Source organism: Pseudomonas sichuanensis (genome assembly GCF_003231305.1).
GTDB lineage: Bacteria > Pseudomonadota > Gammaproteobacteria > Pseudomonadales > Pseudomonadaceae > Aquipseudomonas > Aquipseudomonas sichuanensis.
In genome coordinates this window covers 1-16,350 of sequence record NZ_QKVM01000062.1, presented here as the reverse complement: position 1 = coordinate 16,350, position 16,350 = coordinate 1, and the positions used below count along the sequence as shown (strand labels likewise).

General features: G+C 62.5%; 15 protein-coding genes and 1 pseudogene. 10 read left to right on the top strand and 6 right to left on the bottom strand.

Going from position 1 to position 16,350, the window contains the following annotated elements:
* Positions 1-85: 85 nt before the first annotated feature.
* Complete coding sequence (locus DM373_RS24825; RefSeq protein WP_110996072.1) at positions 86-1,015, bottom strand: LysR family transcriptional regulator; 930 nt, start codon at positions 1,013-1,015, stop codon at positions 86-88.
* Positions 1,016-1,256: 241 nt separating this feature from the next.
* Here DM373_RS24825 and DM373_RS24820 point away from each other — a divergent pair, with 241 nt between their 5' ends.
* Together DM373_RS24820 and DM373_RS24815 are read left to right on the top strand one after the other, a co-directional pair.
* The gene (locus DM373_RS24820) at positions 1,257-2,978 is read left to right on the top strand and encodes an amidohydrolase (protein ID WP_110996071.1); all 1,722 of its coding nucleotides are present in this window, start codon (positions 1,257-1,259) and stop codon (positions 2,976-2,978) included.
* 165 nt (positions 2,979-3,143) lie between these two features.
* On the top strand, positions 3,144-3,869 hold the full coding sequence (locus DM373_RS24815) for a TorF family putative porin (RefSeq protein WP_110996070.1): 726 nt from the start codon (positions 3,144-3,146) through the stop codon (positions 3,867-3,869).
* Between the two features lie 352 nt (positions 3,870-4,221).
* On the opposite strand, the gene DM373_RS24810 is transcribed toward DM373_RS24815, so the two are convergent.
* Positions 4,222-5,751 carry an FAD-dependent oxidoreductase gene (locus DM373_RS24810; RefSeq protein WP_110996089.1) on the bottom strand — a complete coding sequence of 510 codons (1,530 nt, stop codon included), beginning with the start codon at positions 5,749-5,751 and terminating at the stop codon, positions 4,222-4,224.
* A 192-nt stretch (positions 5,752-5,943) separates the two neighbouring features.
* Here DM373_RS24810 and DM373_RS24805 point away from each other — a divergent pair, with 192 nt between their 5' ends.
* The 3 genes from DM373_RS24805 (at position 5,944) to dapA (ending at position 8,248) form a co-directional block, all read left to right on the top strand.
* Complete coding sequence (locus DM373_RS24805) at positions 5,944-6,399, top strand: methyltransferase family protein (protein WP_110996069.1); 456 nt, start codon at positions 5,944-5,946, stop codon at positions 6,397-6,399.
* A 209-nt stretch (positions 6,400-6,608) separates the two neighbouring features.
* Complete coding sequence (locus DM373_RS24800; RefSeq protein WP_110996068.1) at positions 6,609-7,067, top strand: acetyltransferase; 459 nt, start codon at positions 6,609-6,611, stop codon at positions 7,065-7,067.
* Positions 7,068-7,381: 314 nt separating this feature from the next.
* Positions 7,382-8,248: a 4-hydroxy-tetrahydrodipicolinate synthase gene (gene dapA / locus DM373_RS24795; protein WP_110996067.1), complete on the top strand. Its 867-nt coding sequence runs from the start codon at positions 7,382-7,384 to the stop codon at positions 8,246-8,248.
* Positions 8,249-8,394: 146 nt separating this feature from the next.
* On the opposite strand, the gene DM373_RS24790 is transcribed toward dapA, so the two are convergent.
* The 4 genes from DM373_RS24790 to DM373_RS24775 all read right to left on the bottom strand — a co-directional run bounded on the left by DM373_RS24790 (position 8,395) and on the right by DM373_RS24775 (position 12,938).
* The gene (locus DM373_RS24790) at positions 8,395-10,806 is read right to left on the bottom strand and encodes a TonB-dependent receptor (protein ID WP_110996066.1); all 2,412 of its coding nucleotides are present in this window, start codon (positions 10,804-10,806) and stop codon (positions 8,395-8,397) included.
* Positions 10,807-10,874: 68 nt separating this feature from the next.
* Positions 10,875-11,822 (bottom strand): FecR domain-containing protein, encoded by a 948-nt coding sequence (locus DM373_RS24785; RefSeq protein WP_110996065.1) that lies wholly within the window; start codon positions 11,820-11,822, stop codon positions 10,875-10,877.
* A complete protein-coding gene (locus DM373_RS24780) occupies positions 11,822-12,331 on the bottom strand; it encodes a sigma-70 family RNA polymerase sigma factor (protein WP_110996064.1) in 510 nt (169 codons plus the stop codon). The genes DM373_RS24785 and DM373_RS24780 overlap by 1 nt, the downstream gene beginning before the upstream one ends.
* Positions 12,332-12,473: 142 nt before the next feature.
* The gene (locus DM373_RS24775) at positions 12,474-12,938 is read right to left on the bottom strand and encodes an Lrp/AsnC family transcriptional regulator (RefSeq protein WP_110996063.1); all 465 of its coding nucleotides are present in this window, start codon (positions 12,936-12,938) and stop codon (positions 12,474-12,476) included.
* Positions 12,939-13,056: 118 nt separating this feature from the next.
* On the opposite strand from DM373_RS24775, the gene DM373_RS24770 reads away from it, so the two are divergent.
* The 5 genes and pseudogenes from DM373_RS24770 to DM373_RS24750 form a co-directional block, all read left to right on the top strand.
* A complete protein-coding gene (locus DM373_RS24770) occupies positions 13,057-13,770 on the top strand; it encodes an AzlC family ABC transporter permease (RefSeq protein ID WP_110996062.1) in 714 nt (237 codons plus the stop codon).
* Complete coding sequence (locus DM373_RS24765) at positions 13,767-14,066, top strand: AzlD family protein (protein ID WP_110996061.1); 300 nt, start codon at positions 13,767-13,769, stop codon at positions 14,064-14,066. Before DM373_RS24770 ends, DM373_RS24765 begins: the two co-directional genes overlap by 4 nt.
* A 211-nt stretch (positions 14,067-14,277) precedes the next feature.
* Positions 14,278-15,012, top strand: coding sequence for an AzlC family ABC transporter permease (locus DM373_RS24760; RefSeq protein WP_110996060.1), 735 nt, complete (start codon positions 14,278-14,280; stop codon positions 15,010-15,012).
* Positions 15,009-15,335 carry an AzlD domain-containing protein gene (locus DM373_RS24755; protein WP_110996059.1) on the top strand — a complete coding sequence of 109 codons (327 nt, stop codon included), beginning with the start codon at positions 15,009-15,011 and terminating at the stop codon, positions 15,333-15,335. Before DM373_RS24760 ends, DM373_RS24755 begins: the two co-directional genes overlap by 4 nt.
* Before the next feature lie 325 nt (positions 15,336-15,660).
* Positions 15,661-16,350, top strand: a pseudogene (locus DM373_RS24750) (RHS repeat-associated core domain-containing protein); the annotation flags it as partial.

Sequence of the window (16,350 nt, the reverse complement as noted above, 5' to 3'; positions counted from 1 at the left end):
TCAGGCGACCATCTTTAGCCTAGCGACCCGCCCCCCGCTGATCATCGCCACACCCCGCACAACTTTTGTGCCCAAGCGGAAAAATTCAGCGTTGCACCCCCGCCTCCAGGCCCTGCCCCCGCAGGTGTTCGTGCAACAGGGCGATGAAGGTCTGCACCTTGCGCGTGTTGCGCCGGTGCGGCAGGTACAGCACGTGCACCCATGGCCCGAATGCGCTCAGCGCGCGCCAGTATTCAGGCATCACCTCCACCAGTTGCCCCTTGGCCACGTACGGCGCGGCGCACCATGTGGGCACGAACTGCAAGCCCTGGCCATCGAGCAGGCATGCCAGCAGAAAATCGAAGTTGTCGCTCACCAACCGAGGCGTGGGCTGGCGCACGCGCAGCGACTGGCCGTCACGCTCGATCCACCAGAAGCTGCGGTTGAGCAGCGGGTGGCGCAGCAACAGCCAGTCGTGCTGGGCGTAGTTTTCCAGGGTGATCGAGTCGCCCCGGCGGGCCAGGTACTCAGGGCTCGCGCAAAGGATCACACGGTTCTCGATCAGCGGCTGGGCGATCAACTCGGGCTGGTCGGTGGGGCCGTCACGCAACGACAGGTCGTAGCCGCCGTCGATCAAGTCATCGTTGGCATCGTTGAGGTTCACCTCCAGGCGCACCTGCGGGTGTTCACGCATGAAGCGGCAACACACCCGATTGAGAAACGCCGGCCCGAACGATGGCGGCGCAGTGATGCGCAAGGTGCCGCGCAGCTCATGCTGCAACTGCTCCACCTCTTCGGTTACCAGTTGCAGGTGCATCAGCGCCTGGCGGGCACCTTCCAGATACAGCGTGCCCGCCTCGGTGAGCGCCATGCGCCGTGTGGTGCGCTCGAACAGGCGCACACCCAGCTCGGTCTCCAGGTGCGCGACGGCCTTGGTGATCGCCGAGGGGGTCTTGCCCAATTGCTCGGCCGCACGGCTGAAGCTGCCGTGTTCGGCGGCGGCAACGAAAATGGTCAGGGCCGTCATTTTGTCCATGTTTTTTCCTGTTCGGCACAAGCGGGGGATGCGCTCAACGGCTCAGCGTACGCGCCTTTTTATCAGGCCCGCAGTTAACACCTATTTGAATAGGCACTGGAATGAGGACGGCTTGCATCACCGCAATCATAGGCGACGGATTATTTCCCCAAGGCGAAAAAAGTTGTGCCTGCTTTCGGATTTTTCCACCCCTGTGCCTTGGCTAGGCTGGCGCTCCAGCACAACAAGAACGAGGCACCGAATGAAGCAGCTCCTGAAGATGGCCATCAGCGCGGGCCTTGCCTGCACCGCGCTGCAGAGTGTTGCGGCAGTGGACGTGATCCTGCACAACGCCAAGGTCTACACCGCCGAGCCAGGCCAGCCATTGCAGCAGGCCGTGGCGGTCGATGGCGAGAAGATCGTGGCGGTAGGCTCCGACCTGGCCGTGCTGCGCCTGAAGGGCGAGAGCACGCAGGTGATCGACCTGGGCGGCAAAGTGCTGATGCCTGGCATGCTCGATTCCCACTCCCATGCCATCAAGGGCGGCCTGCAACTGGAGCTGGCCAACCTGGCTGGCGAAGAAATCCCCCTCGATGAACTGGAGCGGCGCCTGCACCAATGGCGCAAGGATGGCAAAGCCGTGCGTGGCGAGTTCCTCTCTGTCGGGGGCGTGCCTGGCACCTACTGGGACGACATTCCCGCCCTGGCGCAGCGCTTCAACCACGGCGAGTGGGCCGACCAGCCGATCCTCTTCGCCGCCAATGACATGCACACCGGCTGGGCCAACCAGGCCATGCTCAAACGCGCCGGCATCGACGCCAAGACCATCGCGGCCCTGCCCGCCGAGGCACGCAATACCATCGGCCAGCACCAGGACGGAACCCCGAACGGCTTCCTCGCCGATGCCAGCTACTACCCGGTGACCGACCTGCTGCCACCGCTGTCCCGCGACACCTTGATGACCGCCGGGCGCATGGCCCTGGATTACTACAAGTCACTGGGCATCACCGGCTGGATGGACCCGCTGGCCAACGAACTGCCGGGCGCCGACGTGAAGAACGACTCACTGGGCGTGCTGCCGGTCTACAAGGACCTCTCCGAGCGCGGCGAACTGACTGCCCACGTCGCGGCGCTGCTGATGGCCGACTCCAAGGCCCGCCCCGCAGACCTCGACGAACTGGACAAGGTGCGCCAGCAATTCCTCGGCGTGCGCAACCTCACCCTGCCGGGCATCAAGGTGTTCGCCGACGGCGTGGCCGAGGCGCCAGCGCAGACTGCGGCGATGCTCGAGCCCTACAAGAACTCCGGGCAGAATGGCGAGCTGCTGCTCGACCCGAAACACTTCGGCGAACTGGTCAGTGCCGCCGATGCCCGCGGCTGGCTGGTGCACGTGCATGCAATTGGCGATCGCGCCGTACGCGAAGCGCTCAATGGCATCGAGCAGGCCCGGCGTGACCGCCACAGCGGCATCCCCCACTCCATTACCCATCTGCAGATGGTCAGCCCCAAGGAATACGCCCGCTTCAAGCAGCTCGACGTGATCGCCGCGATGCAGCTGTACTGGGCCAGCGCCGACCAGTCCAACATCGACCTGGTCAAGCCCTACGTGGATGCCATGGTCTTCATGCACAGCTATCCGGCCCATTCGCTGCTCAAGCATGGCGCGACCATCTCTGGCGCCAGCGACTGGCCGATCACCACACCAGATCCGTGGAAGGCCATCTACCAGGCCGTCAGCCGCAAAGGGCCCAAAGGCGTGCTCAACGCCGACGAGGCCATCGACCGCCAAGTGATGTTCCAGGCCTACACCCTCAATTCTGCCCGGGCCATGCGCCTGGAGCAGCAGGTCGGCTCGCTGAAGGTCGGCAAGCAGGCCGACATGATCGTGCTCGACCGCGACGTGCTCAGCGTCGAGCCCGAGGCCCTGCGCGACACCCAGGTGCTGCAGACCTGGTTCGCCGGCAAGCAGATCTACGCGCGCTGAGGTCTTCGCGGGCAAGCCCGCTTCTGCCGGATTGGCGGTGATTTTCGTGGGAGCAACTGCCCTGCTGAGGTTTCTCAAGCTGGCGTGCTCCCCGTGAGAGCGGGCTTGCCCGCGAATAGGCCGCCTCTGCCACACCGCTCACAACAACAATAACGGGAAGCAACCATGAACGTACGCAACTTCATCGCAGGCGGCCTGCTCGCCTGCGCGCCATTGGCCCATGCCATCGACTTCGACACCGACTTCAGCCTCGAAGCCAAGATCGGGATCTTCAGCGACTATCGCACCCGCGGCATCTCCCAGACCCAGAACGACCCTGCCCTGCAAGGCTCGCTGACCCTTGCCCACTCCAGTGGCCTGTACGCAGGCGTGTGGAGCTCCAACGTCGATTTCGGCTATGGCAGCAGTACTCGCCAGGAACTGGACTACTACGCGGGCTACTTCTGGCAAGTCAACGACGACGTCACCCTCGACACCTCGTACATCAAGTACGTCTACCCGCGTCAAGGCGCCTTCAACTACGGCGAATACCACGCCGAACTGCGCGCCTGGGGCGTGTTGCTGGGCGGCAACTACTCGGACAACTTCAACGGCGACCAGGCGATGCTCTACAGCTATGTCGGCTACGCCATGCAGTTGCCCAACGACATCGGCCTGGAAACGCGCTACGGGCGCAACGACTACAAGGACCCGAGCTGGTTCGCCAACGACGGTTCGAGCCGCGACGCCTACCACGAATGGCAAGTGAAACTGAGCCGCATGATGCTGTCGTTGGACTGGTCGATCAGCTATATCGACACAGACTTGTCGAAAGTGGAATGCGCCAGTTACCTGGGGTTCAACGATATTTGCTCGGCTACGGTGGTGGCCTCGATCGGCAAATCCTTCTGATCCGGTGCGGTACCGACGGATAGCGCCTTCGCCCGGAGGCGCAAGCTGCTTCCAGCCCAAAGCGGCCAGTGAGGTCAGCAGAGAGCTTGTGGGAGCGGGTTTATCGGGACACCGAACCGCCGCGAAGCAGGCAACGCGTTGAGTGGCACGGGCTTCGCCCGTGTTCGCGGGTAAACCCGCTCCCACAGGTTTCGCGGCAGTCGTTGATATTGATGCCCCCAGTGACCGCTTTGGGTCGATAGCAGCCGTTCCTGAAAAGCACTCCCATACGGACATGGCCTAGCCATCGATTTCGATCGCGCTGATCATCGGCTTCGCCTCGCGCTTGACCGTACACAACGCAACCCACTCCTCAAGCGGGCAGCACAACACCGCGCGCCTCGAAATATCGGTTCAATGTGGACGCATCCCCCTGGGGATCAGCCAGCGCAACATAAGTATCAGGCCGCAACAGATAAGCAGCATTTCTGGCAACGCCGGCTTTCTCGCACGCCGGCACCCAAGCGAAAACATGCAGGGCAATGCCGTGCTGCGTGCACCATTGGGCCAGGTCTGCCTTGGCCTCACCGTAAACCTGCACTTGCCACTCGATGGCTGCCAGTGAAGCGTAGTTGTCCGCAGTGCCCCCAGGCAGCCAAGGCAGGCGATCCCCCCCCTGAACCTCGCCTGCCTTGCCTTGGCTCAGCGGGCTGTCGCGGTAATCCAGGGTCGTTTGCGAAACCACGCGGAACAGGTACTCACGCACGCTCGCGCGCTTGTACGCAACACTGGCGAAGATCGGCGCGATGCGCGTGCGCACAAAGTCAGCGAACCCGCCTTGAGCGGTAACAAAGGTGAACAGCTTGTCAGTGGTTTCCACCAGCGTGCGGGCAAATGCCTGGCGTTCAATCTGGTAGCTGTCGAGCAATGTCTCCGGCGCCTTGCCTTTGACCACCGCTGCCAACTTCCACGCCAGGTTGATCGCGTCCAGTATCCCGGTGTTCATGCCCTGCCCGCCTGCCGGGCTGTGGACATGCGCAGCATCGCCGAGCAAAAACGCTCTGCCACGGCGGAAATGGTCGGTGACACGATGATGAACGCGGTAAGTGGAAAACCAGTTCACTTCGCTGACTTCGAGGTTCAAGCCGTTGATGGCATCGTGGCCAACGTCCGCGAACGTCAGTTGCTCGGGGTGCTCGGCGCGCTCGTCTCGCACGGTGCCGATCAGGCGGTATCGGTCCTTTTCGCCATAGCACAGGAGCAGCACGAAGTCGGACTTGTCAAAAGCGATGTGCGCCTCACCCGCAGGCTCGATGCCCGTAACCCTGACATCCGCGACATAGAAAAGATGCTTATAGGTGCCGCCCTCGAAACCGCTGCCGATCTGATGTCGAACGAGCGAACGAGCGCCATCGCAGCCTGCCAGGTATGCCGCAGTCAGGGCCACTTCCTGCCCATCGGCCTGTTTCAGCATGGCCGTGAGGTGGCTTTCACCCTCTTCGAAGCGCAGCAGTTCGGTCTGCCAGTGCACGTCCACGCCCAGGGCATGGAGTTGCTGCACCAGCAGGCGCTCATGGCGGTCCTGGGGATAGATCAACACGAAGGGGTATGCAGAAACCTCTCTGCCGGCATCGACCAAGGGGATGCGCGCTCTGTGGCTGCCACGGGCCCACATGTTCATTGCCGGTGTTTTATAACCGGCATCTATCACAGCCTCGGCTATATCGAGTTGGCGATACAGCTCTAGCGTGCGGGCTTGAACAGCCATGGCACGAGAAGCTTCGCCGGGCCCACTGTTCTTGTCGACGATCGTTACGCCGACGCCTTGCCTGGTGAGCCAAAGAGCAAGCACCAGCCCGGTCGGGCCGGCCCCAACAATGAGAACTTCGGTTCGCACCGCCATGATCTCACCTCGAAAATGAATGACCACAGCATCATGAATGTTCTCGAGCGCCCACAAAGTCAACGATTCACAGATCGCGCGTAACAAGGCGGATATGAAGCGCGATTCAGCCATGGACCACGATGACACTTGACCCTGAAGTGGCTATAGACCTCACTCTGCTAGCACGCTCATTACTATCAGGAGCTCATCATGGACAACCGCATCCCGCCGCCGCTGGTGGCTGTTCTGTTCGGCCTGTTGGCGTGGCTCTGTGCTCTGAACCTTCCGGGTACCCTGGCGCTGGCCATCGAATGGCGGATCGGTCTGGCTTTGGTGGTGTTGCTGGCAGGTATTACCACGTGCTTGGCCGGTGTGATTTCCTTTCGCCGCGCACGTACCACGGTCAACCCTCTGAGGCCGGAAAGCGCTTCGGTACTGGTCCGCTCGGGCGTCTACAGATATACACGCAACCCCATGTACCTGGGCTTCGCCGCCGCCCTGGTAGCCTGGTCCATCTTTCTTGCGTGGCCGCCGGCGCTGCTGAGCGTGCTGGGCTTCGTGATCTATATGAACCGCTTCCAGATCGGGCCGGAGGAGCGAGCCCTTGCGAGCATTTTCGCAAGTGAGTTCACGCACTACTGCAGCCAAGTCAGACGCTGGCTCTAGAAAGGAATACTGCGCCCCCCTTCCATCTGTAATTTTTTTGACACCCCGAATACCGCTCAGTATCGTCCTTCCTCCCTCCTTTTCGGCTACCTCTGCCGTGCACCGCCCAGGCGTTAATTCGCGAAGCGGTCATACAGGTTGCCGACACTTATACGGGCGCTATCGACGGGCGCGCCTCATTTCCGCTATCAAGTGCAAAGGATGATTCCATGATCATTCGTCAGGCTACCCATGCCGACCATCCACAACTGCTCAACATCTGGCTGCGCTCTGTTCGCGCCACTCATCACTTCCTGCAAGCGTCCGATATCGAGGCATTGCTTCCTCAGCTTCGGGATGTCTACCTACCCGCTGTTGAATCATGGGTTGCGGTAAATGCCGAGGACTGCCCACTGGGCTTTATCGGCCTCAATGAAAGCCACGTAGAGATGCTCTTCATCGAGCCCGATCTGCGTGGGAAAGGTATTGGCCGCGCGCTGCTGGAGCATGCCCGCAGTTCGCGCAATCAGCTGAGTGTTGACGTGAACGAGCAGAACCCCGAAGCGGTAGGGTTCTATTTACATTACGGGTTTGTCCAAACAGGTCGTTCCCCGCTGGATGGCGAGGGGCGCCCCTTCCCTTTGCTGCACATGAGCCTGCATCGCTTCCAGGTAAACGCGGAGCAATAGCCCAATAACCCCAACTTCGACCCACAATGCCTGTTGACTAAACCTAGCCCCCTTGCGCACTATCCCGATGCACCTCTTGGCAACGGATCAACCATGATTCCCAACACCGACCACATGCTGACTGCCATGGGCCTCTACGCCCAGGCATGCGCATGCGTGTCCGTTGCCAAGAAATCCAAGAAACAGTCGCTCATTTGACCGGGGCGCTGTCCCGTCAGATGAGCTGACAGGACAGATAGCGCCAGGTCTCTTCCCCGCTTGATTCCCATCCCCTCCTCTGACGTCGACTAATCGGTCTGCCTGAGGAGTAATGCATGTCTAATTTGCGCGGTATCTGGGTTGCACTGGTCACACCTTTCCGTTCGGGGCAGGTCGATTTCGACGCCCTTCAAGGCTTGGCCAAGAAGCTCCTCAATGAAGGTGTGAGAGGCCTGGTGGTATGCGGTACCACGGGCGAAGCTGCGGCGATGAGCAAAGATGAACAGCTCGAGGCGCTGGATGCCGTACTTGAAGTCGCCCAGCCAGGCCAAGTGATCATGGGGCTCTCGGGCAACAACCTGCAGGAAGTTCTGGCGCTCCAGCAGAACATCCAGCGCCGCGACATCGCTGGCGTGCTTGTCCCAGCGCCCTACTACATCCGCCCATCACAACAAGGCATCGAATCCTACTTCCAGGCCGTGGCTGACGCATCGTCAGTGCCCGTAGTGGTCTACGACATTCCGTATCGGACAGGTGTGAGGATCGAGCGCGAAACACTCCGACGGATCGTGCGTCACTCGAACATTGCCGCGGTGAAAGACTGCAGTGGCGATATCGAAACAACGATGGCACTGATCAATGACGGACATGCTCAGGTACTAACCGGAGAGGATATCCAGATATTCACCAATCTCGCCCTGGGAGGTGCCGGCGCCATCTCGGCATCAGCTCACATCCATGCTGAACTCTACGTTCAACTGGTGCGCCACATGGACGAAGGCGACGTTGGTGCAGCTCGCTCAGTGTTCTATCGGCTTCTGCCCTGGATTCAATCGGCATTTGCCGAGCCGAACCCCGCTGTGGTGAAGGCTGCGCTCTCTGTTCAAGGGCTCATCGCCAATGAACTTCGTGAGCCCATGCAACCCTGCAGCGCACTGGCCATGGAACGGCTCCGGTCAGTCCTGCCGTCGATAACGCTATAACCGAACTCGGACGGTGGCTTTCGCCGAGCCACCTCCAGGCCCCCGCATTACCATGAGCGATGAAAACGCTCGCAACTGGTCGCGTAAACCGAGCATTCGCAATGCGTATGCGGCTGCTCGGTTGCAATGCCAACAAAAGCCTGCGATCAAAACCCGATAGTGGCCGAAACCAGATACGTCCGTGGCGTAGACAAGCTCAGCCCCGGCTCGCTGTCATCGGACGCCCCCGCCGAAATCCAATACTGGTCGTCCAGCACGTTCTCGACGCTGGCACGCAGGGTGACGTCCTTGTCCGAGACCTTGAAGGTATAACGCGCCCCCAGGTCGAAACGCTCCCAGCCATCGATCTTCTTGCTGTTGGCTTGGTCCAGGTACTGCGAGCTGGAATGAATGCCCCGTGTGGTCAGGGTCAGCCCCGCAACCTTCGGCACATCCCATTCAGCACCCAGGCTGACATTGTATTCGGGAGTGGCCGGGGCGCGGTTGCCGTCGGCAATGCCGCCCACGGTACCGGTCAGCTCGCTGTCGATGAACATCACCCCACCGAGCAGGCGCACGCCTTTGAGCGGCTCGCCGAACACATTCAACTCGATACCCTTGTTCTCACGCTTGCCGTTAGGCCCGAACACTCGCGTGGCGGCATTGGTTTCGTAGGCGGGTTGCTTGATGCGAAAGGCGCTGGCGGTCAGACCGAAGGTGCCCAGGTCGTACTTGGCGCCCACCTCGACCTGGCGGCTGATGAAGGGCGCGAATATCTGGTCGGAGTTGATCGAGGTCGACGGCGCGATCTTGCCCTGGCTCAGGCCTTCCATGTAGCTGGCGTACAGCGAGAACTGCTCGCTGACCTTGAACACCACGCCGCCCGAGGGCGAGACCTTCTCCTCGTCGTAGGCGGTGTTGCCCTTGACGTCATTGCTCCAGTCGTCGACCTTGACCCGTTGCCAGCGTGCACCCAGGGTCAGCAACAGGCGGTCGTCGAAAAAGCCCAGGGTATCGGCCAGCGCCACGCCGGTGAAACGGTTCTCGGTGTACACCTCGGCATCCTGGCGCGTCGCCCTGCCGGGCGTGGGGGTGGCTACCGGGTTGTACAGATTGCTGGGCGCTGCCGCGTAGCGCGCCCCGCCGTTGGTGAAGTCCATGTAGAAGTAACTCGCCGACAGGTTCAGCTCATGGCTGACCGGGCCGGTGGTGAACCAGTTACGCAGCCCGGCCATGGCCGTGCGCACCGACTCGTCGCGGGTAAAGTCGCGGGGCAAGACACTGAAGTCGCCGGCGTCGTTGCTGACCGGCACGTTGTGACGCAGAAAATCATGGTTGCTCTCGCGCGCACCGAACGCAGCATAGGCCATCAGCGAATCGCTCAGGTCGTACTCGGCGTTCACCGCGCCAAAGGTGTCCTCGGTGCGTGCCTTGCTCCAGGCCTGGGCATAGTTGCGGCGCACATCCTTGGCATCCGGCACCTTGGCGTTTGCGCCGATCAGCACCCGCTCCTGGGGGGCATCGGTGTCGCGCTGGGTGTGGCCGATGTCGGTGGACAGGCGCAACCGCTCACCGCGAAAGTCCAGGCCCAGCACGGCCATTTCGCGGTTGACGCTCTGGTGATCCCAGGTGGTGTCGCCGGCCTGCTTCACCGCGTTGAAACGCAGGCCGAACTGGTCGCTCTCACCAAAGCGCCGGCCGATATCCACGGCACCGCCCACCTGGCTGTCGGAGGCATAGCTACCGGTGAACTCCGTCAGCGGCTTGTCGCCCGCGCGCTTGGGCACCACGTTGATACCGCCACCCACGCTACCCCGCGGCGAGATGCCGTTGATCAGTTGGCTCGGCCCTTTGAGGATATCGACGCGGTCGGCCATTTCCATGTCGATGGAATAGGTCGGCAATACACCATACAGCCCGTTATAGGACACATCGCTGTTGAACAGGCTCAGGCCACGAATGGTGAACTGCTCGAAGCGCCCGCCTGCCGGGTTGGTGGCGCGCACCGAAGGGTCGCTGGCAACCAGGTCGTTCAGGGTTCGCGCCTGCAGGTTCTTTACCGCCTGGCTGGTGTAGGTGGTCATGCTGAACGGCGTTTCCATGAAGTCACGCGAACCGAGCAGGCCTTGCGCGCCACGGCGAGCGACCTGGCCACCGGCATACGGTTCGCCATCGTCACCCAGGTGCCCGCTGTTGATGGTGGTTGGCGCAATTTCCAGGGCACTGGAGCTCTGGCTTGCCGGCACCAGAATGTAGGCGTCGGCGCCTGCCGGCTGCAGGCGCAAACCGCTGCCCTGTAGCAGGCGGGCAAAGCCTTCCTCAACACTGTAGGTGCCCGACAGGCCGGCACTGTCGCGCCCATTCACCAAGGCAGGGCTCACCGACAGGTTGACGCCCGACTGCGTGGCGAAACGCGTCAACGCGCTGCCCAGGCTCCCGGCCGCGACTTCATAGCTGCGCCGGGCGGCGCCATCGGCCCAACTGACAGGGGTAAAAAGCGTGGTGGCGCTCAGGCTCAGCACCAGGCCCACACGCTGCAAAGACTGATGGCCTGGACGGCAAGGCATTACTACGGACATTGGGGCAAGCTCTCGTTTTCAGTTCACTTGCCTGGAATGACCGGTGAGGCGAAAAAAAGGGACATGCCTTACACCTGAATGTTGCGCGGTACCAGGGTGACCCAATACCGCGTGCGCGAATGCACCTCCAGCGGCAGGCTAGCCGCCAGCAGCGACAGCACACGGTCGGTGTCGTCGAGGCGGAAGCTGCCCATTACCCGCAGGTGTTCCAGCACTGGGTCCCAGCGCAACAACCCTGGGCGAAAGCGCCGCAGCTCGCGCAGGAAATCGCCCAGCGGTTGGTTCTGGGCGATCAGAACGCCCTCTCGCCACCCCGGCAGCGAAGCATCGAAGCGCTCGACCTGGCCTGCGCCGCCAACCTTCAAACGGACCTGCTCACCCTCGCGCAAAAGCAGCGCCGGGCCATGCAAGGGTTGCAGTTGCACCGCACCGCTGGCCACTGCGATCTGACAGTCACTGTCATTGAGGCGCACACAAACTTCACTGCGGCCGACAATCACCCGACCGTAAGGCAAGTGCAGGGTCAGCCCTGCGCTGCCAGTCACCTTGAGCGCCATCTCGCCTCGCACCAAGGTCAGCTCACGCTTGCCCAGGTCGACATTGACTGCGCTGTCGGTGTTCAGCTGCAACAGGCTGCCGTCGGCCAGTTGCAGTTTTTTCTGCTCGCCGATGGCGGTGTGCACATCGGCCATCCACACCTGCACCGGCAACTGCCGCCCGATCAGCCAGGTAGCCGGCAACAGTGCCGCAATGCCCAATGCGCGCTTGATGGCAGTGCGCCGCGCAAGGTCCGGACGATCCAGCGAGGCCATGGCCAAGGTGGGCGGCAGCCCGGAAAAGCGCTGGCGCAGCAGCTGCGCCTTCTGCCAGGTGGTTTCATGGCTGATGCTGCTGTTGCGCCAGCGTTCAAGGCGGGCATGATCCTCTTCAGTGGCCGTGCCCGACTCCAGCAACGCCAACCACCGAGCCGCCGCGCGTGCCACCTCAAGTGCCTCGCCGCTGGGCGCCGCACGCATCACAGGTCCACCAGCAGGCAATGCTCGTAGGCTTGCGCCATGTAGCGTTTGACCGTGCGCTCCGACACCTCCAGGCGCTCGGCGATCTGGCGATAGCCCAGGCCGTGCAACTGGCTCCAGAGAAAAGCCCGACGGACCAGACGTGGCAACCCGTCCAGCAGCTCATCCAGTGCCTGCAGTGTTTCCAACAGCAGCCAGCGCTGCTCTGGCGACGGCACACACGCTTGCGGCAACTGTGCCAACGCCTCCAGATAGGCCTGTTCAAGGCTGCGACGGCTATAGAAATTGCTCAACAGGCGCTTGCCCACGGTCAGCAGGTAGGCGCGTGGCTCACGCAACTCCTCGAGCTTCTGGGCGCTGGACAGTATCCGCAGGAAGGTGTCCTGGCTCAGGTCGGCCGCATCCCAGCTATTGCCGACACGGCGGCGCAACCAGTGCTCCAGCCAGCTACGATGGTCGCGGTACAGGGCACTCAGGCGGTGATCGGGTGGCGTAGCGGCTTCAACCATAGCGTGAGGCTCTGCACATCATTTAATGCGATTGATTCTATTTAATAACAAAGCCCTGTTCCAGATTTTTATCCGCAGGGCAGCTTCAGCGACGCCCCAGAACGCTCGCTGAGTGCCAAGCCGGGTCAGGTCGAGCCGCGCGCTACACCGGTAACTCAGTGGTCAGCTTGACCTTCTCCATGGGCACTTCGGTCTTGACGTTCTGCACCACATCCAGGCTGGTCAGATGGGCCACCTGGAACCGCCGGTAAGCTTCCAGATCCGCCGCCACCACCCGTAGCAACAGGTCGCAGTCGCCCGCCATCACATGGCACTCCACCACCTCGGGCAGCCGGCGCACCGCGTTGATGAAGACGTCGGTGGTTTCCTGATCCTGGCGCTTGAGCCACACCCGCACGAACAGGGTCAGGCCCAATGCCACCTTGGCCGGGTCCACCAGCGCCACGTAGCGCTCGATGACCCCCGCGTCTTCCAGCAGCCGTACCCGCCGCAGGCACGGCGACGGGGACAACCCCACTTGCTTGGCCAGCTCCTGGTTCTGCAGGCGCCCGTCCCGCTGCAGGGCACGCAGGATGCGGCGGTCGATGGCATCAAGCTTGATTGGCATTGAAAACCTCAAATCGAGTGTTTTTGGTAGCAAATGCCAAATCATCAGTAAGGTTTGGCAACTACGCAAGCCTATTTCAACCGCACATTGAAATAATTCTCCTCCACTGGAGGTGACCATGAATACCCTTGAACCCGCCCTGAACGATCCCACTGCCCCCGACAGCGAACTGCGTCGTGGCGCGGTGGCCGCCCTGCCGATGCTGTTGGGCTTCATCCCGTTCGCCCTGGTACTCGGTGCGCAGGCGTCGCAACACCAGCTCAATGCTGGTGAAGTTGCGTTGATGACCGGCCTGAATTTCGGTGGTGGTTCGGAGTTCGCCGCCATCGAACTGTGGACCTCGCCACCGGCGGTACTGGTGATCGTCGCCATGACCCTGCTGGTCAACAGCCGTCACCTGCTGATGGGCGCTACCCTGGCGCCCTACCTGCGCCATCTGCCCCTGAAGCAAGCGCTTGGCGCACTGTTTTTCATGTGCGACGAGAGCTGGGCCATGGGCTTGGCCGATGCCCGTCGCCGCAATGGCTTCAGCTTGCGCTACTACATGGGCGTGTCGCTGTGCCTGTGGGCCACCTGGGTAACCTTCACCACCCTGGGGGCGCTGGTCGGGCCGATGCTGGGCGACCTGCGCAGCTATGGCTTCGACATGGCCTTAGCCGCCGTTTTCCTGGTACTGCTCAAGGGTATGTGGAAAGGCGTGCACGCCGCCCTGCCCTGGCTGTTCAGCCTGCTGACCGCCGCGCTGTTCCACCTGTTGATCCCCGGCGGCTGGTACGTCCTCGCGGGCACCGTGGCAGGCCTGGTCAGCGCCTACCTGTGGGCCAAGCCATGATCGACATCACCACATTGGCCACGATCCTCGGCATGGCCCTGGTCACTTACCTGACACGCGCCCTGGGCTTTTTGCTGTTACGCAATCGCGTCATGGGGCCGCAACTCAGCCAAATGCTCAGTGCCGCACCGGGCTGTGTGCTGATCGCGGTGATCGCGCCCAAATTCGTCAGCGGTGACCCCGCCGACTCGCTCGCACTGGCCCTGACCCTGCTTGCCGCCACGCGCTATTCCATACTGCCGGTGGTGCTGTTCGCCATCGTCGTCACCGGTGCGTTGCGGGCAGTGCTGCATTGACGCTGGCTGCGCTAAACCAACTGCACCAGCGCCTCCTCCACCTTGTAGTCCACCGAGAACCCCGGCCCCTGGGCCACGAATGGGAAATCTGCCGTTGCCAGCCATTCTGCCGCGCATTAACGTGACCGCTACAGGCTTGCCAAAGCCCTATCGGCGCAGGCCAGCAGCGATCCCGGCCGCAGCTTGCCGGGCCATTTCAGAAGGCATTGCAATGCAACCATCCAACAGGGCCCAAGCGCTCACGCAGGGCGCCCGCGCAGTCCTGCCGCTGACCACCGGGATCGTGCCGTTCGGCCTGATCACCGGGGTCACGGCAATCAACATGGGGCTGTCGCCAAGCGAGGCCATGGGCATGACCCTGCTGTTCTACTCGGGCTCGGCGCAGATGGCCGTGCTGCAACTGATGCAGAACGGCGCCTTGCCCATCACCATGGTGGTCACCGCGCTGGTGATCAACCTGCGCTTTCTGATGTACAGCGCCTCCCTGGCGCCACACTTCAGCGACCTGCCACGCCAGCGCCGCTGGTCGATGGCCTACCTGCTTTCGGATCAATCCTTCGCCCTGTGCACCCTAAGGCTCAACGCACGGGAGGGCCTGGGCGCGTTCGCCTTCGAGTACTACCTCGGCACCGCCATGGTCATGTGGCTGGGTTGGAACCTCGCCGTGCTGGTGGGCGTGGCGGTGGGCTCGGGCATACCGCCGACCTGGTCGCTGGGGTTCGCCATCCCGCTGTCGTTCCTGGCGCTGCTGGTGCCCGCCATCCGCAACCAGGCGATGCTCGGGGCGGCAACGGTGGGCGGCGTGCTGGCGGTACTGGCCATCGACATGCCCTACAACCTGGGGATGCTGGTGGCGGCGCTCGGCGGCATCCTGGCCGGGCTTGCGCTGGAGCAGCTTGGTATGGCTGAGGCCATGGAACAGCACGCCGACCAGGAGGCCTCATGAGCCAGGCATGGCAATGGATCACTTTCCTGCTGGCGGGCCTGGGCACCTTTGCCCTGCGCCTGTCGTTCATCGAGTACTACCGCAGCCTGCGCATACCGCCGTGGTTCCGGCGGGCGCTGGCCTATGTGCCGGCGAGCGTGCTGGCGGCGCTGGTGCTGCCGGCGGTGGTGTATCAGGACCGGCATGCGGCGTTCGACTGGAGCAACCCACAGATACCTGCGGCGATACTGGCCGGCGTGGTGGCCTGGCGCACGCGCAGTACCCTGTTGACACTGGGGGTTGGGATGGGGGTGTTGTGGGCGCTGAAGTATTGGGGGATGTGACAGGCGTTGGGGCGTGATGCCCTAGGATCAAAGGGCGCTCCGGAAAGCCGATTAATACTGCCTCAAACAATCATTGACCACAGAGTGTTTATGCCCGCCAGGGGCGTGTAGCCGTTTTTCCACATCTGAACAGGAATACTCCTTTCTGCGTGCGAGACACCTTCTGACTTCTTCCTGAATACCGCCTCGGTATGGTTTCCCTCCTGCATTTACAGGTCGCCCGACCGAGGCCATTGCACTGCACCGCCTACCTTGTGGGAGCGGGCTTGCCCCGCGATGCGTAGCCACCAGGCGACCTCCTTTCCAGCAAGGAGCGCCGAACCAAATGGCAACCATCCCCGACAAGGCCAGCTCTTCAGGCAAGGGCATTTTACAAGTAGCGATCACACCACTCGCCGAGATCCAGGCCCAGGACGTCGGCCGTGGCGCCGCCGTGTTCGACGCCTGGCTACGTGAAGTCAGTGCCGGCCATGCCACCCTCGAGCGCCTCAAGGCCGTAGCCGGCAATGTGCCAGTGGCGGGCAACAGCATCGCCCTGATCGAAGTACTGAGCGCTATCACGACCCTGGCCCGTAGCCAGGTGCCCGACCCGCTTTTCTGCGCCAGCTTTGCCCTCAACCTGATCGGCCTGGTCACCTCGCCCGCCGGTGAGGCGCCGGCACGCATGAGCTTGCGGCCGATGTTGCTGTTCGTGCGCCAGGAGGGTAAGCAGGTGCTCGACGATGCGTCGGTCGAACTGCTGGCCGGCCACCTCAACGCCGATATCGTCGGCAGCCTTGATAATTTCGTCAGCCAGGCCGCCGGCAAACTCAAGGGCATCCTGGCCGAGGCCGCCACGCTCGGTGAGCGGATCATTCTCGACATTGCCAGTGGCCTGGCCACCCTGGCCGAAGGCGCCGGCCCAAGAAACGCCCGCCCGGCATCCGCCACGAGCAGCGCGCTGATGCACAACCCGCTGGCCACGCTCGACAACTACCTGGCCGGTGCCTTCAGCGCCTACAAGCGCGTCGGCAAG

Bases quoted from the DNA above. Each gene is read 5' to 3' on its own strand.
- DM373_RS24815 (WP_110996070.1), top strand. From the start codon at position 3,144: ATGAACGTACGCAACTTCATCGCAGGCGGCCTGCTCGCCTGCGCGCCA.
- DM373_RS24770 (WP_110996062.1), top strand. From the start codon at position 13,057: ATGAATACCCTTGAACCCGCCCTGAACGATCCCACTGCCCCCGACAGC.
- DM373_RS24825 (WP_110996072.1), bottom strand. From the start codon at position 1,015: ATGGACAAAATGACGGCCCTGACCATTTTCGTTGCCGCCGCCGAACAC.
- DM373_RS24760 (WP_110996060.1), top strand. From the start codon at position 14,278: ATGCAACCATCCAACAGGGCCCAAGCGCTCACGCAGGGCGCCCGCGCA.
- DM373_RS24755 (WP_110996059.1), top strand. From the start codon at position 15,009: ATGAGCCAGGCATGGCAATGGATCACTTTCCTGCTGGCGGGCCTGGGC.
- DM373_RS24790 (WP_110996066.1), bottom strand. From the start codon at position 10,806: ATGTCCGTAGTAATGCCTTGCCGTCCAGGCCATCAGTCTTTGCAGCGT.
- DM373_RS24775 (WP_110996063.1), bottom strand. From the start codon at position 12,938: ATGCCAATCAAGCTTGATGCCATCGACCGCCGCATCCTGCGTGCCCTG.
- DM373_RS24780 (WP_110996064.1), bottom strand. From the start codon at position 12,331: ATGGTTGAAGCCGCTACGCCACCCGATCACCGCCTGAGTGCCCTGTAC.
- DM373_RS24810 (WP_110996089.1), bottom strand. From the start codon at position 5,751: ATGGCGGTGCGAACCGAAGTTCTCATTGTTGGGGCCGGCCCGACCGGG.
- DM373_RS24820 (WP_110996071.1), top strand. From the start codon at position 1,257: ATGAAGCAGCTCCTGAAGATGGCCATCAGCGCGGGCCTTGCCTGCACC.
- DM373_RS24785 (WP_110996065.1), bottom strand. From the start codon at position 11,822: ATGCGTGCGGCGCCCAGCGGCGAGGCACTTGAGGTGGCACGCGCGGCG.
- DM373_RS24765 (WP_110996061.1), top strand. From the start codon at position 13,767: ATGATCGACATCACCACATTGGCCACGATCCTCGGCATGGCCCTGGTC.
- dapA (WP_110996067.1), top strand. From the start codon at position 7,382: ATGTCTAATTTGCGCGGTATCTGGGTTGCACTGGTCACACCTTTCCGT.
- DM373_RS24805 (WP_110996069.1), top strand. From the start codon at position 5,944: ATGGACAACCGCATCCCGCCGCCGCTGGTGGCTGTTCTGTTCGGCCTG.
- DM373_RS24800 (WP_110996068.1), top strand. From the start codon at position 6,609: ATGATCATTCGTCAGGCTACCCATGCCGACCATCCACAACTGCTCAAC.